We start from the raw sequence: 26273 nt of genomic DNA on the forward strand, positions 1-26273 counted from the left end.
CAGGGTTGCTGGCGTATCCCACTCGTCACTCCGGGGCGCGCGTAGCGCGAACCTGGAATCCATCGTGCACCACCCCTGCGGTGAAATGGATTCCGGGCTCGCGCCAAGAGGCGCGCCTCGGAATGACAGCGGAATGTGGCGGCGCTAACTCGGCCTTTACAATCCGATCCACTCACCCGACGCATCATCGTTCAGCCGCGCCACCGCCTCTGCGCGGCGCGTCAGCACGGCGCGCTGGTTGATGTAGCCCTTGTCGGTGATCTCGCCGCCGTCGACCGACGGCGGCTCTGCGAGCAGCAGCGCGCGCGTGGCGTGGCCGGAGGAATTGCCGCTCTGCTGCTTGAGCTTCGCCAGACCCTGGGCGATCGCGGCCCTGACCTTGTCATGCGCCAGCACGTCGCTGGCCGCCGCGGTCTCGGGCAGACCGGCAACAGCGCGGCAGGCCACGATGTTCGGGAACACCAGGAAGCGCACCTCGTCGCCGCCGTGACCGGCGACGACGATGTCCTGCGCCAGCGGCGCCAGCGCGGCGATGCCGGCAACGCGCAAGCCGCCGACGCTGACCCAGGTGCCGGAATTGAGCTTGAAGTCTTCGGCAACGCGGCCGTCGAAGAACAGGCCGCGCTCGGGCCGCGCGCTATCGGCAAGCTTCACCGCGTCGCCGATCAGGTAGAAGCCCTCCGCGTCGAACGCTTGCCTGGTCAGCTCCGGTGCCTTCCAATAGCCGGGCGTGACGTTGGGGCCGCGCACCCGCACCTCCAGCTTGTCGCCGGAGGTGACGAGCTTCAGCTCGGTGCCGGGAATGGGCACGCCGATGTTGCCGGAGCGCTCGGCGAGAAAATGACAGTCGGTGGCGAGCGGTGAGGTTTCCGTCGAGCCCCAGGCCGAGACCATCGGCAGCTTGCGGCCGACCGTCTCGAGCGAGAGCTCTTCGAGAGCATCCCACAGATTCTGCGGCAGCGCCGCGCCGGCATAGAACGCGAATTTCACCTCGCCGAAGAAGCGGCGGCGCAATTCCTCGTCGCTGCGCAGCGCCGCGATCAGCATGTCGAAGCCGCGCGGCACGTTGAAATAGACCGTCGGCATCACGCTTCTGAGGTTGGCGAGCGAGGTCGCGAACAGACCGGGCGCGGGCTTGCCGCCATCGATGTAGAGCGCGCCGCCGTTGCGCAGCACGAGGTTGAAATTGTGGTTGGCGCCGAAGGTGTGGCTCCAGGGCAGCCAATCGAGAATGACGAGATCGCGGCTCCGTTCGAGGAAGGTCCAGGTCTGCGCCTTGGCCTGCTGGCTCGACGTCAGCATGCGCTGGGTGTTGATGACGGCTTTCGGCGTGCCGGTCGAGCCCGAGGTGAACAGGAATTTTGCGATCGTATCAAGCGTCACCGCGGCGAAGGCTCTTGCGACGTCTGGCGTCTCGGGCGTTGCCGCAATGGCGCGGAACGCCAGCACCTCAGTGTCATCGGCATTGCCACTAATGATCTGCGCGTTGTGCAGCGGCTCGATGGCGGCCAGCGCTGGCGCGAACGGCTGGAGCGCAGAGACGTAGATCGCGCCGGGATCGAGCAGCGCAATCATGCTCTTGAGCTTGTCGAAATCTTTCGACATCAGCGAATAGGCCGGCGAGATCGCCGCCGAGGGCACGCCGACATGCTGGGCGGCGAGCGCGAGCAGCGCATGATCGATGCTGTTGTCCGAGAGGATCGCGACGGGGCGATCCGCGCTGAGCCCTTGCGCCAGGATCCAGGACCCGGCAGCGCGCACCTTCCGCAGCGCCTGCGCATAGGTGACGGTGATCCAGGGCATTTCGACATTGCCGCGCTCGGCCAGGAAGATCGCATCCGGCCTTTGCTGCGCCCATTGCTCCAGCCAATCGCCGGTGCAGCGCGCAGTCTCGCCGAGCGGCTCGGGCGAGCACAGAACGATGCTGCCGTCGGGCCGATGCTCTGCGACGGTCCTGGGCGTTGCGAACAGCCCTGCAACGTCACCATGTGAGGCGACTGTCATGTGTTTCCTCCTCCATCCCGGTTACAGGATCGGCCGCGGCCTCGTTCCGGGCTGCTTTGGCCTATAATGTTGGGCACGCCAATTGTTGTCGTCAACAACAATCTTTCGCTTCGAACCCAGGAGCGCTAGGGTTGCGCGACAGGAGACACCGACGTGACAGCCACAGCAGACCGGGCCGACACCCGCCACGCCCCGCGAAAGCGCGCCGGCAACGGCGCAGCACCAGGCAATGGCGCCGACGACATCGGCCTCGACGCGCTGGTCGGCCACGCCGGCTATGCGGTACGGCGCTTCCAGATCTGGATCTTTCAGGACTTCATCAAGACGCTAGGCGAGGTCGACATCAGGCCGACGCAATATTCGGTGCTGACCGTGATCGGCGCCAATCCGGGCCTGTCGCAGATGGCGGTGGCAAAGCGCCTCGGCATCGAGCGCGCCCGGCTGGTGCACCTGCTCGACAGCCTCGAGCAGCGCAAGCTGGTGAAGCGGATCAGGTCGAAGCAGGACCGGCGTTCGCATGCGCTGCACCTCACCGCGCAGGGCGAGACGGCGCTGACGAAATTCAAGCGGCTCGCAGCCGAGCACGAGCGGCACGTCGAGGCGAAGATCGGCAAAGAGAACCGGGCACAGCTGCTCCGGATCCTCTCCGGCTTCACCTGATCTCGACTGCCCATGATTTGGGCAGATAGGTCACTGAGGCGACCGACCGAGCGCCGGCCGAAATATCCCCCAAGCCACTGATCGCACGATAGGATCCGGCACGATCATCCTGCCCGGTTTCTGTACACAATGGCACATCGCTTGCTTCACTCCGGGCGAAGACGAATTGCCGGAGTTTTGCCGCCATGGGGGCCGAGCAGCCTGAAACGATCGCCGCGATTGTGGCCGCGCACCGCGCGGGCACGCCGACGCCGGCCGAGACGGTCGCGCGGACCTATCGGCGCATCCGCGACCACAACGATCCCGCCGTGTTCATCAGCCTGCGCGATGAGAAGGACGCGGTCGTGGAAGCGGAGAAGCTCGCGGCCCGGGCGGATGCTGCCAGCCTGCCGCTTTACGGCGTGCCGGTCGCGGTGAAGGACAATATCGACGCGCTGGGCTTCCCTACCACCGCGGCCTGCCCGGCTTTCTCCTACACGCCCACGCACGACTCGACCGCCGTCGAGCGCCTGCGCGCGGCCGGGGCGATCATCATCGGCAAGACCAATCTCGACCAGTTCGCGACTGGCCTCGTCGGCGTCCGCTCGCCCTACGGCATTCCCCGCAATTCGATTCGCGAGGATCTCATTCCCGGCGGCTCGAGCTCGGGCTCGGCCACCGCGGTCGGCGCCGGGCTGGTGCCGCTGTCGCTTGGCACCGACACCGCCGGCTCCGGCCGCGTGCCGGCGATGCTCAACAATATCGTCGGGCTGAAGCCGAGCCTCGGCATGATCTCGACCGCAGGCCTGGTGCCGGCCTGCCGCACGCTCGACTGCATCTCGGTGTTCGCACTGACGGTGGACGATGCCGCGCTCGCACTGTCGGTGATGGCCGGCCCCGACCAGGCCGATCCATTCTCGCGCGACCGGCCGCTTCAGCCGATCACACCGATGCCGGCAAACCTGCGCCTGGGCGTGCCGCGCAACGGCCAGTTGATCTTCTTCGGCGACAAGAAAGCGGAAGCCGCCTACAGCGATGCGCTAAAGCGATGGACCGCGCTCGGGGCAAAGCTGGTCGAGTTCGACCTCGAGCCGTTCTACGAGACGGCCCGGCTGCTCTATGAGGGTCCCTGGGTCGCCGAGCGTTACCTCGTGATCAAGAACCTGCTGGCGACCGCGCCCGACACGATCCACCCCGTCACGCGGGAGATCACTGCGGCCGGCGCGCGGCTGACGGCGGCGGAAACCTTCTCGGCGCTCTATCGCCTGCAGGGCCTGCGCAAGATCGCAGAGCGCACGTTCTCCAACATCGACGCGCTGGTGCTGCCGACCGCGCCGACGGCCTATACGACCGCACAGGTGCTCGCCAATCCGATCGAGCTCAACAGCCGGCTCGGCACCTACACCAATTTTGTGAATCTGCTCGACCTCTGCGGCCTCGCCGTGCCGGCCTCGATGCGCAGCGACGGCATTCCCTTCGGCATCACGCTGCTGGCACCCGCAGGGCGCGATGCAATGCTGGCCAGCATCGGACGGGTGTTCCATGCCGATACCAAACTGACGGTCGGCGCGAAGGGTGTGGCGCAGACCCCACTCGCGCCACTGCCCGCAAATAGTGGCGATGAAATCCCGATTGCGGTGGTCGGCGCGCATCTCACCGGCATGGCGCTGAACGGGGAATTGACCGCGCTGAATGGCAAGCTGGTCGAGGCGACGAAGACCGCGCCCGACTACAAACTCTATGCGCTCAAGACGACGCCGCCGAAGCCCGGCATGTTACGCGTCGAGACCGGCACGGGCTCGGCCATCGAGCTGGAGATCTGGTCGTTGTCATCGTCCGCCTTCGGCAAGTTCGTCAACGCGATCCCCGCGCCGATGGCGATCGGCACGATCAGGCTCGCCGACGGACGTAGCGTGAAGGGATTCCTCGTCGAGCCGGAAGTGCTGGGCGATGCGCGGGACATCACGGCGTATGGCGGCTGGCGGAAGTTTATCGCGGAAGCTGCGACGGCGTAGTTCGTAGGGTGGGTTAGCGGAGCGTAACCCACCTCTTCTGTTTCTGCGGATGTGAACAGTGATGGGTTACGCCTTCGGCTAACCCACCCTACAAACTACACCGACACCGCGTAGATCTCATACTCCCCGCGCACCAGCTCGATATGCGCTCGCATGGCGGCGGCGGCACCCTGCTTGTCGCCCCGCATGATGGCGACGACGACGCGGTCGTGCTCGGCCTGCGACTTGGCGAGGCGGCCGAGGTTGCGGAACTGGGCGCGGCGGAACGGCTGCACGCGGACGCGGGTCGCGAGCGTGATCTCGGCGATGTAGCCGTTCTGCGAGCCGGCATAGATCGCGTTGTGGAAGCGCTCGTTGACCTCGTGGAAACGCTCGGGATTGCCGGCGTAGCTCAGCACGCGCAGCTCCTCGTGGACGCCCTCCAAGCCGTGACGCTCCGCCGGCGACATGCGTTCGGCAGCAAGACCGGCGCACAAGGCCTCGAGTTCCGCCATCGCCTCGAACATGCCTTTCAGCCGCTCGACGGATGGCCGCGCCACCACGGCGCCGCGATGCGGCCGCGCCTCGACGAGGCCGCTCGCCACCAATTGGCGCAGCGCCTCGCGTACCGGCGTGCGCGAGACGTTGAAGCGCCGCGCGATGTCGGTCTCGTCCAGCGGCGAGCCCGGTGCCAGCGCTCCCCGCACGATCTCGTCGGCAAGCTGCAACCGCAGCTCCTCGGCGCGCGTGACCTTCAGCAGCGACGGCGATGCACGGTCAACGCGCGGCACCACCGGCTCGGCCGGCAATGCGCCCTGCGGAAGATCATCAAGCGTCATACGGTCTCTTTCGGCTCCTCGATGATGCTGACATGAGCGGCGACGACGCGCCAGCCCTCCGGAAAACGTATCCACGTCTGCATCTGCCGGCCGACCTTGCCGGGAGCCGTATCGCGATAGAACAAGGTGGACGCCACGGCCGTGTCACGGCCATAGCTGGTGATCACGGTTTTGGCGGTGCGGCGCTTGAGGCCGACCGGCGAACGGCCGGCGCGGAAACCGGAGATTGCCTCGTAGCCATAGAGGTTCTCGCCGATGCCGTAGCGCAAGGTGCGCGGATCGTTGCGGAACAGCTCGCCGAGCACCGCGACGTCGTTGCTGACGAGGGCCTGCTCATAGCGCTCGAACGCGGCTTTGACTTCCGCAATCACGTCGGGGAGATCGATCTGCATCTTAGAATCCTCTCGGCACGGGCGCAGCGACGACGCCCATCCTCTCCAATGCGTGCGCGACGCGCAGCGCGATGTCCTCGCGCCAGGGCGCACAGATGATCTGCACGCCGATCGGCAGCGGCTCGAGCGGCACGGGGACCGCGACCACCGGCAGGCCGATGAAGGAGATCGGCTGGGTGTGGATGCCGATATTGGCGCGCACCGGCAGCTCGACCCCGTCGAGGTTGAAATTGACCTGTCCGAGCTTCGGCGCGGTGCAGGGCGTCGCCGGCGCCAGCAGCACGTCGACCGATCGAAAGATCTCGGCAAGCTGTGCGCGATACCAGCGGCGGAATTTTTGCGCGCGGTCGACCAGCGGCGCCGGCACCATGGCGCCCGCGATCAGCCGGTCGCGCACCGCCGGGTCAAAGTCGTTCGGGCGCTTGCGCAGGCGATCGAGGTGGAGCGAAGCGCCTTCGGTGGTGGTGATGACGTAAGCCGCCGCCCGGGCGCGCGAGGCTTCGGGAACATCCACCACTTGCGTTGCGCCCAGCGCCTTGGCGACGCGGCTGACGGCCTCGACCGCTTCCGGGAACACGTTCTTCTGGAAGTGCCCGCCGGCTATCGCAACGCGCAAGCCCGAGATGGACACATCGAGCAGCGGCGCGACGGGCTCTGGCCCGCGCGTGGTGCAGGCGCCGTCGTCTGCGTCCGGACCCTGCATCGCGTCATAGGCGAGCGCGAGATCGGCGACGGAGCGCGCAAACGGGCCGAGATGGTCCAGGCTCGCCACGAACGGGAAGGAGCGCGCGCGTGACAGCCGGCCATAGGTCGGCTTCAGGCCGAAGATGCCGCAGAAGGACGACGGCACGCGGATCGAGCCATTGGTGTCGGAGCCGAGCGCGATCGGCACCAGCGCGCCGCCGACGGCGCTGCCCGAGCCTCCGGAGGAGCCGCCGCTCATCCGCGTGGTGTCATGCGGATTGCGCGAGGGACCGTCGTGGATGTTCTCGCCTGTGAAATCGTAGGCGTATTCGCCCATGTTGAGCGCGCCGACGAGAACGGCGCCGGCCGCCTCCATCCGCTCGATCAGCGTCGCATCGCGCCTGGCGGGCGCGAGGTCGCGGTTGATCTTCGAGCCGGCGCGCGTTGAAAGGCCCGCGACATCAAACAGGTTCTTGACCGCGAAGGGTACGCCGGCGAGCGGACCGACTTTCCCGCCCGCGGCGATGTCGGCATCGATCGCGCGCGCTTTCGCGCGGGCGCGTTCGGCGGTGACGTCGGTGAAGGAATTGAGGATGTTGTCATGCCGCTCGATGCGCGCGAGCGCAGCTTCGGTGGCAGCGAGCGCGGACATCTTGCGCCCCGCAACCGCACTCGCGATCTCGGAGGCCGTCTCTGGCTTGGCGGACATGGTGTCAGGCCGTGAAGATCGGCGCCGGCTCGGTTTCGTCCGGCAGCGCGAATTCGTCGACCAGACGGCCAAGCCGCAGCGAGACCTCGAGGTTGGCGCGAACGGCAGGCCGCCAGGCCTCCTCGATCGGCAGCGCCAGCGCCTTCGATACGGCGTCGATATAGTCGTCCAGGGGTTCGGCCATCACGCTCTCAAGCAATCAGTGCAGTCTCAGTGTGTCGGCAACGGCGGATGCGGGATCGCCGTCAGCAGCTCCTTGGTGTAGTCGTCCTTGGGATCGCCGAGAACCTGCTCGGAAGAGCCCTCCTCGACGATCCGTCCGGTCCGCATCACAATGACACGATCGCACAACAAGCGCACCACGTTCAAATCATGCGAGACGAACAGATAACTCATACCTAGCCGCTGTTTCAGATCCTGCAGCAGGTTGAGCACCACGGCCTGCACGGAGACGTCCAGCGCCGCGGTCGGCTCGTCGAGGATGACGAGCTTGGGATGCAGCGCGATCGCCCGGGCGATACCGACGCGGGCCTTCTGGCCGCCGGACAATTGGTGCGGAAAGCGGTCGAGCAGATTGTGCGGCAGGCCGACCATGGTGGCGAGTTCCTCGCAGCGGGCGCGGAGCGCGTCGCGGCCCTTGATATCGCCAAGCTGCATGATCGGGTCGGCGATCGCGCGCGCTGCGGTAAAGCGCGGGTTGAGGCTGTCGGTTGGGTCCTGGAACACCATCTGGATGCGGCTGCGCTGCGGCAGCCGGGCGAAGGCGGCAGGCTGAATGCCGCCGATGTCCTCGCCGTCGAACTGGATCAGGCCGGAAGTCTGGTCGAGCAGACGCATCACCATCATCGACGTGGTCGATTTTCCGCAGCCGGATTCGCCGACGAGACCGACGCTCTCGCCATGACCAATCACGAAGCTGATGCCGTCGACGGCGCGGAACACGTCCGGCTCCACAGCCGGCTTGCGGCCGAACAGTTTGCCGAGCACGGCGGTCGCGCCCTGGCGGGGATATTCCTTGACGAGCTTGTCGACGAGAAGGAGGGGCTTTGGATTCTCGTCACCCCCGGGCTTGACCCGGGGGTCCATCGCCTGAGACGAATCTTGCGAAGCGTGATGGATGGCCGGGCCTTCGCCGCGCCGAAGGGGCTTCGGCCCCGCAGGCGGGTCAAGCCCGGCCATGACAGAGGCGCCCTCCTCTTCCGGCAGCAAGTCTCGCAGCGACACACCGAGCCGCGGCGTCGCGCGCATCAGCTTCTTCGTATACGGGTGCTGCGGGTTCGCAAAAATGTCGGCGGCGGTGGCGGTCTCGACGACGCGGCCCTTCTCCATCACGACGACGCGGTCGCAATAGGCGGCAGCCAAACCGAGATCGTGCGTGATCAGGATGGTCGACATCGCGCGGCGTTTCGTCAGCTCGACGATCAGGTCCATCACCGCCTTCTGCGTGGTGACATCCAATCCGGTCGTCGGCTCGTCGGCGATGAGCAGCTGCGGATTGCAGGCCAGCGCCAGCGCGATGACGACGCGCTGGCACATGCCGCCCGACAGCTCGAATGGATAGGCGTGATAGCGCTCGCGCGGGCGGGCGATCTTGACCTGCTCGAGCGCCTCGATCGCCTTCTCGCCGTGATCGGCGACCTGGGCCTGCTGCACATGGGTGCGCAGGACGTCCTCGATCTGGTCGCCGACTTTGCGGATCGGGTTCAGAGCGGCGCGCGGGTTCTGGAAGATCATCGAGACTTCGCGGCCGCGCAAATCGCGCATCTGGTCTTCGGTCGCCGCCTTCACGTCGATGCCGGAGAACATCACCGAGCCCTCGGCGATCTTGCCGGCGCGGTCGAGGATGCGCATCACCGCGTATGAGGTCACCGACTTGCCGGAGCCGGACTCGCCGACGATGGCGAGCGTCTCGCCCTTGGCCACGGAGATGTTGACGTGCTGCACCGCCTTGACGATGCCGCGGCGGGTGGTGAATTCGACCGTGAGGTCCTGAACGTCGAGCAGCGGCTGGGCGGTCATGGACGGCTCCCGTCACTCAAACACTCGAAAACAACCCCATGCACAGTAGAAGCGCCATTGGAATCATTGGAGAATTTCAGCAGGCGCGCGGCGGACACAGCTCTGTCGCTCCCTCTCCCCGTTCTTACGGGGAGAGGGTTGGGGTGAGGGGCCTCTATCGGCGCAAACGGCTGGCGGGGGAGTTCGCGGAGAGTCCCCCTCACCCGGTCCGCTGTCGCGGCCCGGCCTCTCCCCGCAAGCGGGGAGAGGCGAAGCAAGACGCGCGTTCTTAGACCAACCATCACGTCCTCCGCTGGGGGTCGACGATGTCGCGCAGGCCATCGCCGAGGAGGTTGAAGCAGAACACGGCGATCATCAGGGCAAGGCCGGGGAAGAGCGCGATCCACCATTCGCCCGACACCATGAAGCCCGCGCCTTCGGCGACCATGATGCCCCATTCGGCGGTCGGCGGACGGACGCCGAGGCCGATGAAGGACAGGCCGGCGGCGTTGAGGATGGCGTAGCCCATGGTCAGCGACATCTGCACGATCATGATCGGCATGATGTTCGGCAGGATGTGCACCAGGAGGATGCGGAATTCGCCGTTGCCTGACAGACGCGCGGCCTGCACGAAGCCGGCATTGCGGCGGACATTGGCCTCGGCGCGCGCGACGCGGGCATAGAGCGGGAAGTTCACGATCGCGGTGGCCAGGATGATGTTCTGCACGGTGTTGCCGAGCGCGGCGACGATGCCCATCGCCAGCACGAACAGCGGAAAGGCCATGATGGTGTCGGCGATGCGGCCGACGATGCGATCGGTCCAGCCGCCGAAATAGCCAGCCGCGATGCCGGCAAGGCCGCCCATCAGGAACACCAGCGCGACCGAGGCGATCGCAATGAAGAAGTCGAGGCGCGTGGCGACGATGACGCGACTGAAGATGTCGCGGCCCAGCTGATCGGTGCCGAACCAGTGCGCCGCCGACGGCGGCTTCAGCGCAGCCGCGGTGTCGGACGCGAGCGGATCGTAAGGCACAACATAGGGGCCGAACAGCGCGGCGAACACGATGATCAGGAGCAGCGCGAAGGCAAAGCCCGTGACCTTGTTCTCGCCGAGGACGTAACGGGTCTGCTCGAGGATCGCGACGAGGCCCGACGTGCGGGCGGGGCCGACGGGTTCAACAGCAGGCGCAACGGAGCTCATGGCTTCACTCCTGGGCGTTGGGATAACCGGACGAGCCGCGAGCTGGCTTCACCTCTCCCGCTTGCGGGGGAGGTCGCGCCGAAGGCGCGGGTGAGGGCTTTCTCCTCTTGGGGGTTCTCGACCGCGGAGACACCCTCTCCCCAGCCCTCCCCCGCAGGCGGGGGAGGGAGCGCACCGTTTGCGTGGCTTGCATCGAACGCGGTCATCATTCGCTACCCCTCCAACCTGACGCGGGGATCGATCACGCCGTACAAAATGTCGATCACGAGATTGAGCAGCACGTACATGACGGCCATGGTGAGGACAAAACCCTGCACCGGCGCGAAGTCGGAGGAGATCAGCGCTTCCACCGCATAGGAGCCGATGCCGGGCCAGGCGAACACCTTCTCCACCAGCACGTTGGCGCCCAGCAGGAACGAGAACACCATGCTGAGCGTGGTGATGACGGGCAGCATCGCGTTACGGAACGCGTAGGTGACGATCACGGTTGCCGGCGACAGGCCGCTGGCGCGCGCGGTGCGGACGAATTCGGATGCGAGCACCGCGAGCATGGAGGCGCGCGTCATGCGCGCGATCGGCGCCAGCGAGAAGATCGCGAGCGTCGTTGCGGGAAGAATGAGCTGGCTCAGCGCCGAGCGGAACGCCTCGAGATCGCGCGCGATCAGGGTGTCGATCAGATAGAAGCCTGTCACCGTCGGCGGCGCGCTATAGAACACGTCGAGACGGCCGAGCGGCGCCGGCGACCAGCCGAGCCGGAAATAGAAGACATAGACCAGCACGAGGCCGGTGAAGAACACCGGCAGCGACACGCCGGCCGTGGTCGTGATCCGACAGAGATGGTCGATCCATGATCCCGGCCGCGTTGCCGCCAGCACGCCGAGCGGAATGGCGATCGCAACGGACACGAACAGGCCGAGCAGCGTCAGCTCGGCTGAGGCCGGCAGGCGATTGCGGATCTCGGTCGCGACCGGCTGGCCGGTCGTCAGCGAGTTGCCGAAATCGCCGTGGGCGAGATCGTTGGCATAGCGGAAGAACTGTTCGATCAGCGGCTTGTCGAAGCCGAGTTTCTTGCGGATCTGCTCGACGGCTTCCTTGGTCGCGGCGGGGCCGGCGAAGTAGGCGGCGGGATCGCCCGGCAGCGCGCGCGTCAGCAGGAAGGTGACGATGACGACGCCGATCAGCGAGGGGATCGCGAACATCAGGCGCTTGCCGATCATGGTCAGCATGGGGTGCTCCTGATGTGGGAATGAGATTGCGCCCCGCACTCCGCTACGCCCCCTCTCCCCTTGTGGGAGAGAGTTGGGGGTAGGGGTAGCCGCAAGCGAGGTCTGAGTTCGTGGACACCCCTCACCCGTCTCGCCGCTAGGCGGCGAGCCACCCTCTCCCACAAGGGGGGAGGGTAAGAGAGAACCGTGCTCACCTCACCCATCGCACCTCACCCCTTCGCCATCGCGCGATAGTCCAGCCGCCGGTGGAACCAGTATTGGTAGCCGCTGATGTTCTTCTGCATCGCGACGTTGACGAAGGGCTGGTAGAGCGGGATGCGCGGGACGTCGGCGAAGGCGAGATCGACGAAGCCTTTCACGTCGGCATCGTAGGTTGCCTTGTCGCCGGTGGCGGCCGCCGTGCGCGCACCGTCGATGAACTTGTCCATCGCCGCCGACTTGTAGCTCATGGTGTTGAAGACGGAATTGTTGCCGTGATAGCACCAGTAGAAGAAGTACTCGGGGTAATCGAGCCAGCCCGAGAACACGTTGGTGAAGAGCGGCATCTCCTTCTTGTTGAGCTCGGTGCGCCAGTTGGCGCCGGGCACCTTGTTGATGGTGGTCTTGATGCCGAGCTGGGCGAGGCTCTCCTGCACGAGGACGCAGAGCGGCTCGTTGACGCCGGCGAAGTTGAGATCGAACGAGATCGTGGTCTCGAAGCCGTTGGCGTAACCGGCCTCAGCCAGCAGCGCCTTCGCCTTCTCCATGTCGGTGTTGTACTTGTGCGGCTGCGGCCAGGCGACTTCAGTCGCCTTGTCCTTTGCGCCGAACATGGGATTGCCGAGGCCGAACAGCACGGCGTCCATGATCTTCTGATACGGCAGCGCATAGGCGATGGCCTGCCGCACCTTCACATTGTCGAACGGCGGCTTGGTCACGTTCATGCCGATATACTGGATGCCGTTGGAGAACGGCAGCGACACCACGTTGAGCTTGCCGTTCGCCTTCATCTCCTGGAAATCCTTGAACGGCAGTTCATAGGAGATGTCGGCATCGCCGCGCTCGAGCAGCGCGCGGCGGTTGCCGGCCTGCGGCACCATGCGCCAGATCACGCGCTTGATCTTGGGAAGCGGACCGCCGACCCAATCCTCATTGCGCTCCATGATCACTTCGGTGCCGGCGGTCCACTTCGTCACCTTGTAGGCGCCGGAGCCGGCGGTCTGCTGTTTTGTAAACTCGAGGCCCCAGGGATCGTTCTCGCTGGCATTCTTCTTCACCAGCTCGGAATTGACGATGCAGGGCACGATGACGGCGAGATCGGGGATCGTCAGCTTGTCCTTCTTCAGGAAGTCGACGCGCACGGTGTGATCGTCGACCACGACGAACTGCTCGGCCTTGGTGAGCGAACCCGCGCTCATCTGGAAGGTCGGGAAGCCGCCGACGCTGACGGCGCGGTCGAGCGACCATTTCACGTCTTTCGCCGTGACCGGCGCGCCGTCGTGGAATTTGGCGTTCTTCTTCAGCTTGAAGGTGACCGACATGTCGTCGATCTTCATGTCGTCGGCGAGCTCGCCCTTGAACTTGTCGCGGTCGTAATAGGGCACGCCGCCGGGACCGCTCTTCATCTCGTGGCTGATCAGGCGGTCGTAGCAATTCCAGGAGACTTCATAGCCGGGCACGTTGGTGCCGATGCCATGGATGTCGAGATTGTTGGGGCCGCCTTCCGAGACGATCAGCAGCGTCTCCGAGCGGGCATCGGCCTTGGCCGAGGAGATCACGGACGGCATGGCCGGAAGCGCCGCGCCAGCGGCCAACCCGGAAACGGATTTGAGGAAATCGCGGCGCTTCATGAAATCGCTCCAACACAAAGTTTTTGGCTGGAACTGGATTCGCAAGGTTTGTGCCAAGGCTTAACGGAAGACTAAATTCTTTGTAAGCAACTGATTTTCAAAACCATTCTTCATTTTCGCTACACAGCGTGACCGGCTTGATTGCATACAAAGACGAGCATTTCGCTCAAAAATTAGGCTGATCGACTTGACAGCCCATTGTGAAGGCGACGGGCCCAACCTTGGCACCGGCGCTCGCGCCGAGCCCCCAGCCGTCATTCCGGGGCGATGCGCAGCATCGAGCCCGGAATCCATCGGGCCGCGGCACGTGTAGAGAAATGGATTCCGGTTCGCGCTGCGCGCGCCCCGGAATGACGAGCAGCGTTCAGCCCGGCCAGATCAGCTCCTGCAGCTCGACCAGGTCATCCGCCCTTTCCTGCCAGCCCTCGATGCAGATGTGGCTGTTGAGGTCGCTGGCGCGGTGCAGCAGCATCAGGGCCATCAGGCGGCGCTTGAGGGTGAAATCCAGCGCCGTATAGCCGAAGCCATCGAGCAGGCTCTTCACCCTTCCCGGCCGGCCCGCCGCCATGAAGGCGCTGGGGCCGAGCAGATCGTAGTCGCGCCACCCTGTGAGCACGTCGCCGAAATCGAACAGGCCGCCGAGCGACCACTCGCCATCATGGCAGGCGAGCAGAAAATTCTCGGGGATGTATTCGCCGATTAGGATCACCGGCGGCGCGTCCATCGGGATCAGCCTTGCGGCATCGTGGAGGAGATCGTCGAGACCGGCGAGGAATTTTGGCGCAAGGCCGAGACGCTCGTGCTGCGCCCTGCATCCCTGCATCTGCCGGCGCACGAACGCGTCCCAGCGCGGCTCGATATGCGCGAGCGGTCCAAGCGGCGCACGCTGCACGCTCGCAATGGTCTCGCCGATCTGGCGCAGCAGACGCTCCTTCTGCGGCTCCGGCAGTGAGGGCCAGACCTCCGAGCCGAGCGTGCCGGCAAGACGCGTCATGACGAGATAGGGCCAGCCATCGCGGATCCCCTCCGCGGCGATCTCGGGGATCGGCAGCTGCAGACGGCCTTTGAGCTGCGTCAGCGCGGCGCGCTCCGAGACGAATTGCGCCGCGAGCAGCGGCGGAAAGATCTTCAGGATCAGCCTGTCACCGAGGCCGACCACGAGATTGGTGCCGGTCGCAAATACATGCGGGGAGCCGGCATCGAGGCCGTGGCTGCGCGCGATGTCGAGGGCGATCGGCAACCATTGCGGGGACGCGGAGCGGAAGGCGCGGAGGCTTGCGGCGTCGATGAGGTGAGGGAGTTGTTGCGACTGCGTGATTGTCATCTGCACTCGCGTATCGACTGCAGGGGCAACTTTGGTTGACCCGGTGCAAGCCAAGGAGACGGTGCACCTCTCCCGCTTGCGGGGGAGGTCGGCGCGAAGCGCCGGGTGGGGGCTCTCTCCACGTGGGGACACTCTCCGCAGACTTCAGACAATCCCAACGTGGAGAGAACCCTCTCCCCAACCCTCCCCCGCAAGCGGGGGAGGGAGCGCACCTCGTTCGCAGCGGCGGCGAGACCTAATCGCAACACACCCTACCGCTCCGGACTTGCGCGCTCGAACTGGCGCAAGAGCTTGTTGCCGCGCTCGACGGCAGAATCGAGCGCTGATTGCGCGCTCTTGTGGCCGGCGAAGGCCTGCTCGAGCTCGTCCTCGATCACGCCGCGGATCAGGACGAAGGAGCCGAGCCGGATGCCCTTGGAGTTCTCGGTCGGCGGATTGAGCGTGATCTGCTCGAACGAGATCGCCGAGCCCGGATTGCGCTCATAGAAGCCTTGCGCGCGCGTCAGCTCGAAGGCGGCGCGGGTCACGGGGAGATAGCCGGTGTTCTGGTGCCAGGCGGCCTGCACGCCGGGCTGGGACAGATAGGCGAAGAACCGCGCCACGCCCTTGTATTCCTCGCGCGGACGGTCGCGCAGCACCCACAGCGTGGCGCCGCCGATGATCGAGTTCTGCGGCGCGCCCTTCACATCGGGCCAGTAGGGCATCATGCCGTAGCCGATCTCGAACTTCGAATTGGCCTTGATGTCGGCGCGCGTCGCCGAGGAGCCGATGAAGATGCCGCACTCGCCTTTCTGGAAGCGCGGCTCGGCCGACTGGCCACGGCCGCTATAGTCGAACAGTTTTGTCTTTTGCCACTCGGCAAGCTGGCCGATGTGCTTGACCACGATCGGATTGTGGATGGTCAATTCCGCATCGAGGCCGGCAAAGCCGTTGGTGCGGGTGGCGAGCGGTAGATTGTGGAACGCGGAAAAGTTCTCGACATGAACCCAGGACGGCCAGGACGTGGTGAAGCCGCACGCAGCGCCGCGGTCGCGCAGGCGCTTGGCGGCCGCTGCCAATTCCGGCCAGGTCTTCGGCGGCGCCTCCGGATCGAGGCCGGCGTCGCGGAACATGGTCTTGTTGTAGTAGAGGATCGGCGTCGAGGAATTGAACGGGAAAGACAGCAGATTGCCCGCCGCATCGGTGTAATAGCCGGAGACCGCGGGCAGGTAATCGCCCAGCGAGAACGGCTCGCCCTGGTCCCGCATCAGGCTGAACACCGGATAGATCGCGCCCTTGGCCGCGGTCATGGTGGCGGTGGCGACCTCGTTGACCTGGACGATGGCGGGCTGGCTGCGCGAGCGGAAGGCGAAGATCGCGGCGGTCACGGTCTCGGTGTAATTGCCCTTGTAGACGGGCACGATGCGGTAGTCGGACTGCGAGGCGTTGAAGTCCGCGGCGAGCTTTTCCAGCTGCCGGCCGAGCTCGCCGGACATGGCGTGCCACCAGGCGATCTCGGTGGCGGCGCGCGCGGGGGCGGCCAATGAGAGGGCCGCAAAGGCGGCGACGAGCTGCAAAAGGCGCAATGCTGACCTCACGATGGCTCTTCCCAGGCCGCAGGCGACGACGAGGCGGCTGTCCTGCTTAAGGCCCGGCATTGGCCGTTTCAACCGGGAATGAACGCCGGCCGCGCCGCTCAATCGGCTCGCGGAACCAAGCGGGATGGCCTTCCCTTGACCATCTGCTAGCGCCCCGGGCCGATCGGAACGGGGCGCTAGATTCTTGGTTTGACGCGTTTTCTTTACGCGAACCGGTATCCACTTCGCTTGAAAACGCTTTAAATTGCATTGAACCTTTTCCTTCCGCCATAGACTCCACCACTGAGGGGTTGAGTGTGCCAGTGTCGAGCCGTGCCGAACTCTCGCGGACCGGGGTGGTCTTCGTCGCGCTTCTGCTTGTCGCAGTCTCGTCGAGCATGCGCACGACGAGCGCGGTTGCGCGCGAATTTCGCGCCGCCGATACCCAGGCCGAGGATTACCCGACCGTCCAGGCGCTGCGCTACATGGGCGCCCTGATCGCCGAGCGCACCAAGGGCCGCCACGAGATCAAGGTGTTCCACTCTCGCCAGCTCGGGGAGGAAAAGGAGACCATCGAGCAGACCCGGGCCGGTGCGATCGACCTGAACCGGACCAATGTCGCCCTGATCGGCAATTTCGTCCCGGCGATGAACGTGCTGGCGATGCCGTTCCTGTTCCGGTCCATCGAGCACATGCAAAAGGTGCTGGACGGGCCTGTCGGCAGCGAGATCCTCGGCAGTTTCGAGCCCTACGGTTTCGTCGGGCTCGCCTTCTACGATTCGGGTGCGCGGTCGATCTATAACGGGGTCCGCCCGGTGAAGACCATCGCGGACCTCAAGGGATTGCGGATCCGGGTGCAGCAGTCGGAGTTGATGAGCCAGATGATGCGCGCGCTCGGCGCCGAACCGGTCGAGCTGCCGTACGGGCAGGTGCTCACCGGGCTTGCCAACCATCTGATCGACGGCGCCGAGAACAACTGGCCATCCTTCGTGACCACGAATCATTACAAGCATGCCGGCCACTACACGCTCACCCAGCACACGATGAGCCCGGAGGTGCTGGTGATCTCGCTGAAGGCCTGGAACAGCCTGTCGGCGGAGGAGCAGACGATCTTTAAGGAGGCCGCGCAGCGCTCCAGCCGGTTCATGCGCGAGAAGTGGCGTGACCTCGAGGACCAGTCGCAGCGCAAGGCGCAGGAAGCCGGCGTGACCATCATCAGGGACATCGACCGCGAGCCGTTCGAGGAGGCGATGGCCGCAATCTACGCCAAGGCGGAAGCCGACCCCGCGGCGGCCGCGCTGATCGAACGGATTCGCAAGGTGGAGTGAGGCCTGTTGGCTGCGCTTGGACATAGCGAACACGCGGACAAGCCGCCCGGCCCGATCGGGCAGCTGCGCGCGCGCATCGTCGGCCTCTTGCGGGCGGTGCCGATCCGCTGGCGCATCCTGTCGATCGCCGCGCTGAACTCCGCCGTGGTCGTGGTGCTGGTGGCGATGATCTGGAACGGCGCGCAGGTGCTCGGCTCGGCCTGGGACGACGTGCGCCGGGTGCGCGAGTCCGACCGGATCCTGGCGCTGCTCGAAAGCGAGACCGGACGGCTGCAGAACCTGATCCACCGCTACATCAACCAGCCGAGCCCCGACCTGTTCGCCGAGATCCTGTTGCTGCGCGAGGCGGTGCTGGGCACGCTGACCAATCGCGCCGCCAAGGACCCGATGCTGTCGGGCTCGGTCGAGGAGCTGGAGCGCACCACCGACCGCTTCCTCAACGGCTTCGGCGAGCTACGCAGCGTGCAGTCCACCATCGCCAAGACCTATGAGGAGCAGGTGCAGGGCCCCGCCAGGGACATGGCGGGCCTCTACTCCATCATCGAGGGCGCCACCGGCCATCGCGACGCGCTGATCTGGCCCTCGCTCGGCAAATCCCGCGAGGCCTTCACCGCGATGCTGGTCGCGGCCAATTCCTACTATCTGTCGCAGTCGTCGGGCGCCGCCGACGACGCGCGCCGCCACACCGAGACGATCGAGAGGACCATCCCGGTCATGATCGATCTCGCCGACAACGACCTGCAGAAGATGGCGTTGCAGCGGCTCGCGGCCCGCACCGCCGCACTTCGCGAGGGCTTTGCAAAGCTCTCCGAGCAGCTTGCGAGCCGCACCGAGCTGCTCCGCAACACCATCGACGCCAGCCAGGCCGAGGCGATCGGCGCCATCGACGACCTCTCGACCAAGATGCGCCAGCGCGAGCAGAAGGCGCAGGAGACGTTCGACCGCACGCTGGCGGACATCTCGCGCCGGGTGCTGTCGATCGCGGTGATCTTCCTCGGCATCATCCTCACCGCGGGCGTCCTGATCGCGCTGTCGATCCGCCTGCCGCTGCAGCAGATCATGTCCGCGATGCGCGCGATCACGCTCGGCGACCTCGACCGCGAGGTGCAGGGAACGAAAGCGCGCGACGAGGTCGGGGCCATGGCGCGCGCGGTGGAGGTGTTCCGCGAGAACGCGATCGCCAAGCGCCGGACCGAGGACGAGCTGCGCGCGTCCAAGGAAAAGGCCGAGAGCGCCCTGCTCGAGCTCAACACCGCGCAGCAGAACCTGATCGATGCCGAGCGGCTGGCCGCGCTCGGCGGCCTGGTTGCCGGCGTCGCGCACGAGGTCAACAACCCGATCGGCATCAGCCTGACGGTGGCTTCGAGCTTTGCCCGGCGCACCGAGATTTTCGAAGCCCAGCTCAAGGGCGAGGGCGGCCTGCGCCGCTCGCAGCTGGAGGAGTTCGTGCAATCCTCGCGCGACGCCTCGCAGCAGCTCGTCGCCAACCTGACCCGCGCCGGCGAGCTGATCCAGTCGTTCAAGCAGGTCGCGGTCGACCGGTCCCATGCCGAGCGGCGGCAGTTCTCCTTGAGCGAAGCCACCGACCAGATCATCGCCAGCCTCAAGCCCGTCCTGAAGCGCTCGCCGATCACACTGGAGGTCGACGTCCCCGAGGGGCTGCTGCTCGACGGCTATCCCGGCTCCTATGGCCAGATCCTGACCAACCTCTTCCTCAACGCCGCCAACCACGCCTTCGCCGACGGCCGCGCCGGCCGGATCGCGATCTCGGCGCGGCCGCGCGGGACCGAGGACATCGAGATCAGCTTCTCCGACGACGGGGCCGGCATGACCCCGGACGTGCAGCGCCAGGCCTTTGACCCTTTCTTTACCACCCGGCGCAATGAAGGCGGCACGGGACTTGGCCTTCATATCGTCTATAACCTCGTCACCCAGCAGCTCGGCGGCCGGATGATGCTGGAATCCAAGCTGGGACAAGGCACTACTTTTCGCATTATCATGCCCCGCGTCGCCAAGGGCGGCGCGCAAAGCACAGAAAGTGACGGATCTTCGCAATGGCCGAACAGGACGATGTCCTCCACCTGATCGACGATACCGGTACCGCGTCGGAGGACAGCAACGCCCGGAAATGGAAGATCGCCGTCATCGATGACGATCCGGCCGTGCATGACGGCACGCGTTTCGCGCTGTCGGACTACAGCCTGAACGGCCAGAGCCTGGAGATCCTGTCGGCCTATTCCGCGGCCGAAGGCCGCAAGCTGATGGCCGAGCACCGCGACATCGCCGCCGTGCTGCTCGACGTCATCATGGAGACCGACGTCGCCGGCCTCGAGCTGGTCGAGTTCATCCGCAACGAGATCCGGAACGAGACCGTGCGCATCATCCTGCGCACCGGCCAGCCCGGCCAGGCGCCGGAGCGGCGCGTCATCGTGCAGTACGACATCAACGACTACAAGGCCAAGACCGAGCTCACCGCCGACAAGCTGTTCACCTCGCTGACCGCGGCGCTGCGCTCCTATCAGCAGCTCGAGCGCATGGTGCAGACGCGGCGCGGGCTGGAGATCATCATCGACGCGGCGTCCACGCTGTACGACTTCAAGTCGATGCAGCGGCTCGCCGAGGGCGTCCTGACCCAGCTCGCTTCGCTCCTCAACGTCGACTGCGCCGGCATCCTGGTGCTGCGCGACAATGGCGGCATCGATCCCGAGCTCTCGGTGCTCGCCGGCAGCGGCTGCTACAGCCGCTTCATCGGCACCACCTCATCGAAGGCGCTCGACCCCGAGCTGCGCGAGATGGTGGAGGCCGCGTTTCAGCGCCGCAAGAACGAGTTCGCCGACCATCGCAGCGTGATCTATTTGCGCACCGGATCGGGCCGCGAGGTCGTGGTGCTGCTCCAGGCCGAGCGCGAGCTGTCGGAGACCGACCGTTCGCTGGTCGAGATCTTCTCGAGCCGGCTCTCGATCGCCTTCGACAACGTGATCCTCTACCAGCAGCTGCAGGACGCCAATGCCCAGCTGGAGGACCGCGTCGCCCAGCGCACCCGCGCCCTGATGCAGGCCAACCGCCGCCTCTCGGCGCAATGGCTGCGGCTGCAGCGCGCCAACGGCTTCAAGAACGAGATCCTGGGCACCGTCGCGCACGACCTGAAGAACCCGCTCGGCGTCATTCTCGGCCGCACCGAGATGCTCAAGGAGCTGATCTCGACCGGCGCCTCGGAAAGCGGGGTCGTCGCCCAGGTCGACCACATCCGCGACGCCACCAAGCGCCTGACCACGATGGTCGATCATCTGATCTCGGACGCGATGGCGGATGCCTTCGACATCACCATCCGCCGCGAGCCGGTCGACGTCGCCGCGCTGGTCAAGGAGGTCGCCGAGGCCAACCAGCCGCTCGCGGTCAACAAGCAGCAGGCGATCAGCGTCACCGCGCCACCCAACATCGTCACCATGTGCGACACCGACCGCATCCGCGAGGCGATCGACAATCTCATCAGCAACGCCATCAAATACTCGCCGATCGGCGGCAAGATCGACGTCACCGTGGTCCACGAGGGCAGCGACACCGTCGTCAGCGTCAGCGATGAGGGCGCCGGCCTGTCGCCGGAGGATCTCGGCCGCCTGTTCGGCAGGTTCCAGCGGCTGTCGGCCAAGCCGACCGCCGGCGAGAGCTCGACGGGACTTGGGCTCTCCATCGTCAAGCGTATCATCGACATGCACGGCGGCGAGGTGACCGCCGAGAGCGAGGGCCCCGGCAAGGGCTCGACCTTCACCATCACCCTCCCCGCGACAGAAATGCCGTGATGCCAAAGCCCGTGATGCAAAGCCCGTGATGCAAAGCCCATGACCCAAAGCCAGCACATCATGATCGTCGACGATGAGGCTCCGGCCCGGGAGATGGTCGGCGATTACCTCAAGATGCACGGCTTCACCGTGACGCTGTGCGACGGCGGCAAGTCCTTGCGCGCCGCGATCCAGGGCAGCATGCCCGATCTCGTCGTGCTCGACCTCAATATGCCCGAGGAAGACGGGCTCTCGATCATCCGCGACCTCAAGAGCCGCATCAACGTGCCGGTGATCATGCTGACGGCGACCGCGAGCCCGATCGACCGCGTCGTCGGCCTCGAGCTCGGCGCGGACGATTACGTGGCCAAGCCCTGCGAGCTGCGCGAGCTGATGGCGCGCATCCGCTCGGTGCTGCGGCGGAGCGGACCGGCCAAGGCGGCAGACGCGCCGGCGGCGAAGTCGGACAAGGAGCAGCTGGTGCGCTTCGGCACCAAATGGCTCGACCTCGAAGCGCAGGCCTTGCGCGATGACGAGGGCAACGAGCATCCGCTGACCGCATCCGAGTTCGGGCTGCTCAAGGTGTTCGCGGCCAATCCGAAGCGCGTGCTGTCGCGCGAGCGCCTGCTCGAGCTTGCCAACGCCCGCGACGCCGAAGCTTTCGACCGCGCGGTCGATCTGCGCATCATGCGCATCCGCCGCAAGATCGAGCCCGACCCTGCCAAGCCTGCCGTGATCCGCACCATCCGCGGCGGCGGCTATCTGTTCTCGCCGCAGGGCGAGAAGGCGTAGCGCAGACCCACACTCCGCCGTCATCCCGGGGTGCGCGCAGCGCGAGCCCGGGATCCATAACCACAGGCCGTGGTTTGGCGAAGATTCGGAGTTGGCAAGCTCGCGCCAGACTTCCCCCTGGGGCTATGGGTCCCGGGCTCGCTTCGCGCCCCCGGGACGACAGCAATAGGTGTGGCGCGACCAAACGCAAGTCACCGGGATTCGTTCCGCGGCGCGTCCGTCCGGCCCCGAATGGCACTCCCGTATTTCCCGTATGTTGAAATTCCACGGCTTTTTGCCCCGAATGTTTCGTCGCGGCCGTTGCCGCGAAACAATTTGGCGGCGCACGAAACCATTTTCCCCCTTTGGTGCAGACGTCCCGAAACGTTGGCTCATTAACACTTTGACCCAAGGAAACGCCGCTCGGTTGCGGCGCTACGGGGAGCCAAGTCCATGCCGAACGTCATCGCCATCAACGCCCAAGCCAGCCAGAGCATCATTGCCGCTCAGGCGACCTCGGACGACATGCTCCTCGAAAGCATTGCGGGCGGCAACCGGACGGCCATGCACATCCTTTACTGCCGGCACAATGTACGGGTGTACCGCTTCATCCTGCGCATCGTGCGCGACGCCACCACGGCGGAAGATCTGGTCAGCCAGGTGTTTCTGGATGTGTGGCGGACCGCCGGCCAGTTCCAGGGCCGCTCGCAGGTGTCGACCTGGCTGCTCTCGATCGCCCGCTTCAAGGCGCTGACCGCAATGCGCCAGCGCCGCTTCGAGGACATCGATCAGGAGGACGTGCGTCAGATCCCTGATGATTGCGACACGCCGGAGACTTCGCTCGACCGCAGCGACACCAGCGCCATCCTGCGCGCCTGCGTGCAGAAGCTGTCGCCGGCACACCGCGAGATCATCACCCTCGTCTACTACCACGAGAAGTCGGTGGAGGAGGTCGGCCAGATCATCGGCATCCCCCAGAGCACGGTGAAGACGCGGATGTTCTATGCCCGCAAGCAACTCGCCGATTTGCTTAAGGGCGCCGGCGTCGACCGTTTCGCCGCTTAACAATAATGATTTCAAGGGGATAGGACCTCCGCTTTGGCCCTCTCCCCGGACACGGAAGCGTTACCGCCGGCGAAACAATTGAAACAAACGACAACATCAGGCGGAAAAACTTCCCCTCTATAAAGCTCCCATAGGGTTTCGTTAAACCTCCCAAGACCTCCAGCGACCCGGACGATGCCCCGTCCGGGTCGTTTTTATTTGGGCCCGGAGTGGTTGCCGCGAGTTCCCGCCTCTCCCGCTTGCGGAAGAGGCCGACGCACTCGCAGAGTGCGGCGGGTGAGGGTTCTTTCCTCTGGGGGAGTATCCCGTTGTGGAAGCACCCTCTCCCCAGCCCCTCCCCCGCAAGCGGGGGAGGGAGCACACCGCCGCTCTGACCGGGGTTGATGTTCTCCTCCCCAGACAGCACCCCGTCACGAAGCCGTGACGCTGCGTAACGACGGTCCCACCGCACGCGAACTGCCCTCGTGACCTCCCTCACGAGTGCCTCATGCTCGACCTGCTCTTTGCTCTCCTCGCCGGCATCCTCACCATCGCCGCGCCCTGTACGCTGCCAATGCTGCCGATCCTGCTCGGCGCCTCGATCGGGCGCGCGGGGCATCTGCGACCCGCGATGATCGCGCTCGGCTTCGTCTTTTCCTTCTCGGTGGTCGCGCTGGCGCTCGGCGCGATCACGCGGGCCTTCGATTTCGATCCGAACGTGCTGCGCGAGGTGGCTGCGGTCCTGCTGCTCGGCTTCGGCCTGTTGATGCTGTGGCCGGCGCCGTTCGAATGGCTGTCGATCCGGATCAACGGCTGGCTCGATCTCGGCAACACCGGCGCCACGCAGCGCGAGGGCGCAATCGGTGGGCTGATCCTCGGCACGACGCTGGGCCTGGTCTGGACGCCCTGCGCAGGGCCCGTGCTCGGCTCGATCCTGACGCTGGTTGCGACATCGAGGAATCTCGGCTGGGCCGGCACGCTGCTGGTCGCCTATGCCATTGGCGCTGCGATCCCGATGCTGGCGATCGCCTACGGCGGACAGGCCGCGACCACGCGTGTGCGCAGTCTCGCGCGCATCTCGCCGCGGCTGCAGCAGGGCTTTGGCGTCGTCGTGATCGGCTTCGCGGTCGCCGCTTATTTCCAATACGACACGCTGATCGTGGCGTGGCTCACCGGCTTCTACCCCACCGGCCAAATCGGCCTGTGATCCCCTCATCTTCACCGGAGGACGCTTTCCATGACTCTCAAGCTGCTCGCAATGTCTGCTGCACTGATCGGCATCACAGTGACCGGCGCCGTCATCCCCGGCATCTGCGACGAGGCCGCACGCGCCGCGCCTGTCGTCACCGCCGCCGCGAACCAGCAGGCCGCGCCCGACTTCACCGGCATCACCAACTGGTTCAACTCGAAGCCGCTTCATATCGCCGATCTCCGCGGCAAGGTTGTGCTGGTCAATTTCTGGACCTATGGCTGCGTCAACTGCGTCAACACGCTGCCGCATGTCACCGGCCTCTACGCCAAGTACCGGGATCGAGGCCTCGTCGTGGTCGGCGTGCACACGCCGGAATTCCCGTTCGAGCGCTCCGCCGCCAACGTGCAGGCCGCGCTGAAGCGCCATGGCATCACATATCCGGTGGCGCAGGACAACGAGTCCAAGACCTGGAACGCCTATCGCAATCAATATTGGCCGGCGCAATACATCGTCGACCAGAGCGGCAAGATCGTGTTCCAGCACGCCGGCGAAGGCAGCTATGACGAGATCGATCGCACGGTGGCCAAGCTGTTGAACGCGAGCAGCTGACGCCGCACGGTCATCGCGCGGCGGGCTTCAACTGTCGCCCTTGTTGCTTGACTCCACGGAGCCGTCCGTGGAGTTTCGCAACCGACGCCAATCAGCCGCCCGCAATGGACGCGACCACCAGCACCGACATCCGCCTTCGTGAAGGTTCCTCGATCGCGCAGCGGCTGGTCGTGGCCGGCTCTGCGGCTGCCGTTGCGCTCTGCTTCACGCCGGGACTGTTCACGCAGGACCTCCTGGAAATCACGATATCGACTGTGGCGCTGCTGGTGGGAGCCGGATTCGTCGTCGGCATCATGATGGCGCCGGCGGTGGTGTGGATCATCACGGCGGACGAGATCCTGATCGGCCGGCAACGGCCGTTCGGAAAACTAAGGACGCGCCTCGTCGGGAAGGACGAGATCACGGCGCTGCAGGTCCCCGGCAGCAAGAGGGTAAAGGCCCGCTTCCAGCTCGTCTTCACCCTGGCCTCGGGCGAGCGGCTGACTTCGCCGCCTATTTCCGATGTCACCCATGTCCGCGACACCGTGGCGTGGATCGCGGCGCATTTCGGCGTTCCAAATGTCGAGGCGCCGAGCAACCCGCTCGATGCCAGCAATCCCGAGATGCATCTCGGCGAGCCTCTCGAGGCGTTTCCTGCACGGGAGATCCGCATCGTCGCACTGATCGCGGTGGCTTTGTCCGCGGCCCCCTATGCCTACAAACTGTGGCGCGGCCTCTCGCCGAGCCATGTCGATATCCTGCTGCTGCCGCTGGGCGCGATCGCCGCATTCGCCGTCTATCGCTATGCCAACCTTGCGACCGGCGCGTTCTGGATCATCGGGCCGAACGATATTCGCGTCGAGCGCCTGTGGGGCGACGGCAGCCTGCGCGCCGACCGCATCGCCGGACCCGACGTGAAAACGATCACGGTCGAGCGCCGCGGCCGCTCCGAGGACGAGCATTGCATCGTGGTGATCCGGCTGCATTCGGGGCGGCGGTTTCGCAGCCCCCGCATCGGCTCGCGCGTCGAGGCCCGCGCCGTGGGAGCCGAGATCGTGCGGCGGCTCGGGATCCCGGCGGCGAGCAACAAGATTTAGCTGGCACAAATTGTCGGCCTCGATCTCACCGCGCGTTCGGTCTGAGCCTCTCCCGCTTGCGGGAGAGGTCGCCGCGAAG

Annotated in this window: 21 protein-coding genes; 10 read left to right on the forward strand and 11 right to left on the reverse strand. The window is 65.8% G+C overall.

The genetic code is table 11. The annotated features are described in order from the left end of the window. Positions 1-156: 156 nt before the first annotated feature. On the reverse strand, positions 157-2004 hold the full coding sequence (locus tag P0R31_RS35970; RefSeq protein ID WP_275519561.1) for a feruloyl-CoA synthase: 1848 nt from the start codon (positions 2002-2004) through the stop codon (positions 157-159). 153 nt (positions 2005-2157) lie between these two features. Between P0R31_RS35970 and P0R31_RS35975 the strand changes: the two genes are divergently transcribed. Beyond that, positions 2158-2664, forward strand: coding sequence for a MarR family winged helix-turn-helix transcriptional regulator (locus tag P0R31_RS35975; protein ID WP_275519563.1), 507 nt, complete (start codon positions 2158-2160; stop codon positions 2662-2664). A 185-nt stretch (positions 2665-2849) separates the two neighbouring features. After that, positions 2850-4658: an allophanate hydrolase gene (gene atzF / locus P0R31_RS35980; protein ID WP_275519565.1), complete on the forward strand. Its 1809-nt coding sequence runs from the start codon at positions 2850-2852 to the stop codon at positions 4656-4658. Between the two features lie 95 nt (positions 4659-4753). Here the strand turns inward: atzF and P0R31_RS35985 are convergent, their stop codons facing one another. From P0R31_RS35985 to ugpB, 10 genes are all read right to left on the reverse strand, one after another. Further along, positions 4754-5476, reverse strand: coding sequence for a GntR family transcriptional regulator (locus P0R31_RS35985; protein WP_275519567.1), 723 nt, complete (start codon positions 5474-5476; stop codon positions 4754-4756). Further along, the gene (hpxZ, locus tag P0R31_RS35990) at positions 5473-5868 is read right to left on the reverse strand and encodes an oxalurate catabolism protein HpxZ (protein ID WP_275519569.1); all 396 of its coding nucleotides are present in this window, start codon (positions 5866-5868) and stop codon (positions 5473-5475) included. Before hpxZ ends, P0R31_RS35985 begins: the two co-directional genes overlap by 4 nt. Position 5869: 1 nt before the next feature. Further along, positions 5870-7261, reverse strand: coding sequence for an AtzE family amidohydrolase (locus tag P0R31_RS35995; RefSeq protein ID WP_275519570.1), 1392 nt, complete (start codon positions 7259-7261; stop codon positions 5870-5872). Positions 7262-7265: 4 nt separating this feature from the next. Further along, complete coding sequence (locus tag P0R31_RS36000; RefSeq protein WP_036001861.1) at positions 7266-7445, reverse strand: DUF4089 domain-containing protein; 180 nt, start codon at positions 7443-7445, stop codon at positions 7266-7268. 26 nt (positions 7446-7471) lie between these two features. Beyond that, entirely contained in the window at positions 7472-9280 is a 1809-nt protein-coding gene (locus P0R31_RS36005; RefSeq protein WP_275519572.1) for an ABC transporter ATP-binding protein, read from the reverse strand. A 280-nt stretch (positions 9281-9560) separates the two neighbouring features. Further along, positions 9561-10460, reverse strand: a complete 900-nt coding sequence (locus P0R31_RS36010) for an ABC transporter permease (RefSeq protein WP_036020304.1) — start codon at positions 10458-10460, stop codon at positions 9561-9563. 212 nt (positions 10461-10672) lie between these two features. Continuing rightward, positions 10673-11686 carry an ABC transporter permease gene (locus P0R31_RS36015; protein WP_275519574.1) on the reverse strand — a complete coding sequence of 338 codons (1014 nt, stop codon included), beginning with the start codon at positions 11684-11686 and terminating at the stop codon, positions 10673-10675. A 209-nt stretch (positions 11687-11895) separates the two neighbouring features. Continuing rightward, the gene (locus P0R31_RS36020) at positions 11896-13515 is read right to left on the reverse strand and encodes an ABC transporter substrate-binding protein (protein WP_275519576.1); all 1620 of its coding nucleotides are present in this window, start codon (positions 13513-13515) and stop codon (positions 11896-11898) included. Between the two features lie 364 nt (positions 13516-13879). Beyond that, on the reverse strand, positions 13880-14839 hold the full coding sequence (locus tag P0R31_RS36025) for an aminoglycoside phosphotransferase family protein (RefSeq protein ID WP_275519578.1): 960 nt from the start codon (positions 14837-14839) through the stop codon (positions 13880-13882). 251 nt (positions 14840-15090) lie between these two features. Continuing rightward, on the reverse strand, positions 15091-16431 hold the full coding sequence (ugpB, locus tag P0R31_RS36030) for a sn-glycerol-3-phosphate ABC transporter substrate-binding protein UgpB (RefSeq protein WP_275519620.1): 1341 nt from the start codon (positions 16429-16431) through the stop codon (positions 15091-15093). 281 nt (positions 16432-16712) lie between these two features. Between ugpB and P0R31_RS36035 the strand changes: the two genes are divergently transcribed. The 8 genes from P0R31_RS36035 to P0R31_RS36070 all read left to right on the forward strand — a co-directional run bounded on the left by P0R31_RS36035 (position 16713) and on the right by P0R31_RS36070 (position 26194). Continuing rightward, positions 16713-17723, forward strand: coding sequence for a TRAP transporter substrate-binding protein (locus P0R31_RS36035; protein WP_343299359.1), 1011 nt, complete (start codon positions 16713-16715; stop codon positions 17721-17723). A 54-nt stretch (positions 17724-17777) separates the two neighbouring features. Beyond that, positions 17778-19808 carry a sensor histidine kinase gene (locus P0R31_RS36040; RefSeq protein WP_275519622.1) on the forward strand — a complete coding sequence of 677 codons (2031 nt, stop codon included), beginning with the start codon at positions 17778-17780 and terminating at the stop codon, positions 19806-19808. Then, the gene (locus P0R31_RS36045) at positions 19778-21523 is read left to right on the forward strand and encodes an ATP-binding response regulator (RefSeq protein WP_275519582.1); all 1746 of its coding nucleotides are present in this window, start codon (positions 19778-19780) and stop codon (positions 21521-21523) included. Before P0R31_RS36040 ends, P0R31_RS36045 begins: the two co-directional genes overlap by 31 nt. Positions 21524-21562: 39 nt before the next feature. Beyond that, a complete protein-coding gene (locus tag P0R31_RS36050; RefSeq protein WP_036020286.1) occupies positions 21563-22294 on the forward strand; it encodes a response regulator in 732 nt (243 codons plus the stop codon). Between the two features lie 432 nt (positions 22295-22726). Then, the gene (locus tag P0R31_RS36055) at positions 22727-23338 is read left to right on the forward strand and encodes a sigma-70 family RNA polymerase sigma factor (RefSeq protein WP_275519584.1); all 612 of its coding nucleotides are present in this window, start codon (positions 22727-22729) and stop codon (positions 23336-23338) included. A gap of 487 nt (positions 23339-23825) precedes the next feature. Further along, the gene (locus P0R31_RS36060) at positions 23826-24524 is read left to right on the forward strand and encodes a cytochrome c biogenesis CcdA family protein (protein ID WP_275519586.1); all 699 of its coding nucleotides are present in this window, start codon (positions 23826-23828) and stop codon (positions 24522-24524) included. A 30-nt stretch (positions 24525-24554) separates the two neighbouring features. Further along, complete coding sequence (locus P0R31_RS36065; protein WP_036020278.1) at positions 24555-25118, forward strand: thioredoxin family protein; 564 nt, start codon at positions 24555-24557, stop codon at positions 25116-25118. 104 nt (positions 25119-25222) lie between these two features. Beyond that, positions 25223-26194 (forward strand): hypothetical protein, encoded by a 972-nt coding sequence (locus tag P0R31_RS36070; protein ID WP_275519588.1) that lies wholly within the window; start codon positions 25223-25225, stop codon positions 26192-26194. The last annotated feature ends 79 nt before the right edge of the window (positions 26195-26273 follow it).

Origin of the sequence: Bradyrhizobium yuanmingense, assembly GCF_029167105.1 — a bacterium.
Lineage (GTDB): Bacteria > Pseudomonadota > Alphaproteobacteria > Rhizobiales > Xanthobacteraceae > Bradyrhizobium > Bradyrhizobium yuanmingense_A.

Coding starts and splice junctions, on each gene's coding strand:
- P0R31_RS35970 (WP_275519561.1), bottom strand. CDS start 2,004: ATGACAGTCGCCTCACATGGTGACGTTGCAGGGCTGTTCGCAACGCCC.
- atzF (WP_275519565.1), top strand. CDS start 2,850: ATGGGGGCCGAGCAGCCTGAAACGATCGCCGCGATTGTGGCCGCGCAC.
- P0R31_RS35985 (WP_275519567.1), bottom strand. CDS start 5,476: ATGACGCTTGATGATCTTCCGCAGGGCGCATTGCCGGCCGAGCCGGTG.
- hpxZ (WP_275519569.1), bottom strand. CDS start 5,868: ATGCAGATCGATCTCCCCGACGTGATTGCGGAAGTCAAAGCCGCGTTC.
- P0R31_RS35995 (WP_275519570.1), bottom strand. CDS start 7,261: ATGTCCGCCAAGCCAGAGACGGCCTCCGAGATCGCGAGTGCGGTTGCG.
- P0R31_RS36000 (WP_036001861.1), bottom strand. CDS start 7,445: ATGGCCGAACCCCTGGACGACTATATCGACGCCGTATCGAAGGCGCTG.
- P0R31_RS36005 (WP_275519572.1), bottom strand. CDS start 9,280: ATGACCGCCCAGCCGCTGCTCGACGTTCAGGACCTCACGGTCGAATTC.
- P0R31_RS36010 (WP_036020304.1), bottom strand. CDS start 10,460: ATGAGCTCCGTTGCGCCTGCTGTTGAACCCGTCGGCCCCGCCCGCACG.
- P0R31_RS36015 (WP_275519574.1), bottom strand. CDS start 11,686: ATGCTGACCATGATCGGCAAGCGCCTGATGTTCGCGATCCCCTCGCTG.
- P0R31_RS36020 (WP_275519576.1), bottom strand. CDS start 13,515: ATGAAGCGCCGCGATTTCCTCAAATCCGTTTCCGGGTTGGCCGCTGGC.
- P0R31_RS36025 (WP_275519578.1), bottom strand. CDS start 14,839: ATGACAATCACGCAGTCGCAACAACTCCCTCACCTCATCGACGCCGCA.
- P0R31_RS36045 (WP_275519582.1), top strand. CDS start 19,778: ATGGCCGAACAGGACGATGTCCTCCACCTGATCGACGATACCGGTACC.
- P0R31_RS36050 (WP_036020286.1), top strand. CDS start 21,563: ATGACCCAAAGCCAGCACATCATGATCGTCGACGATGAGGCTCCGGCC.
- P0R31_RS36055 (WP_275519584.1), top strand. CDS start 22,727: ATGCCGAACGTCATCGCCATCAACGCCCAAGCCAGCCAGAGCATCATT.
- P0R31_RS36060 (WP_275519586.1), top strand. CDS start 23,826: ATGCTCGACCTGCTCTTTGCTCTCCTCGCCGGCATCCTCACCATCGCC.
- P0R31_RS36065 (WP_036020278.1), top strand. CDS start 24,555: ATGACTCTCAAGCTGCTCGCAATGTCTGCTGCACTGATCGGCATCACA.
- P0R31_RS36070 (WP_275519588.1), top strand. CDS start 25,223: ATGGACGCGACCACCAGCACCGACATCCGCCTTCGTGAAGGTTCCTCG.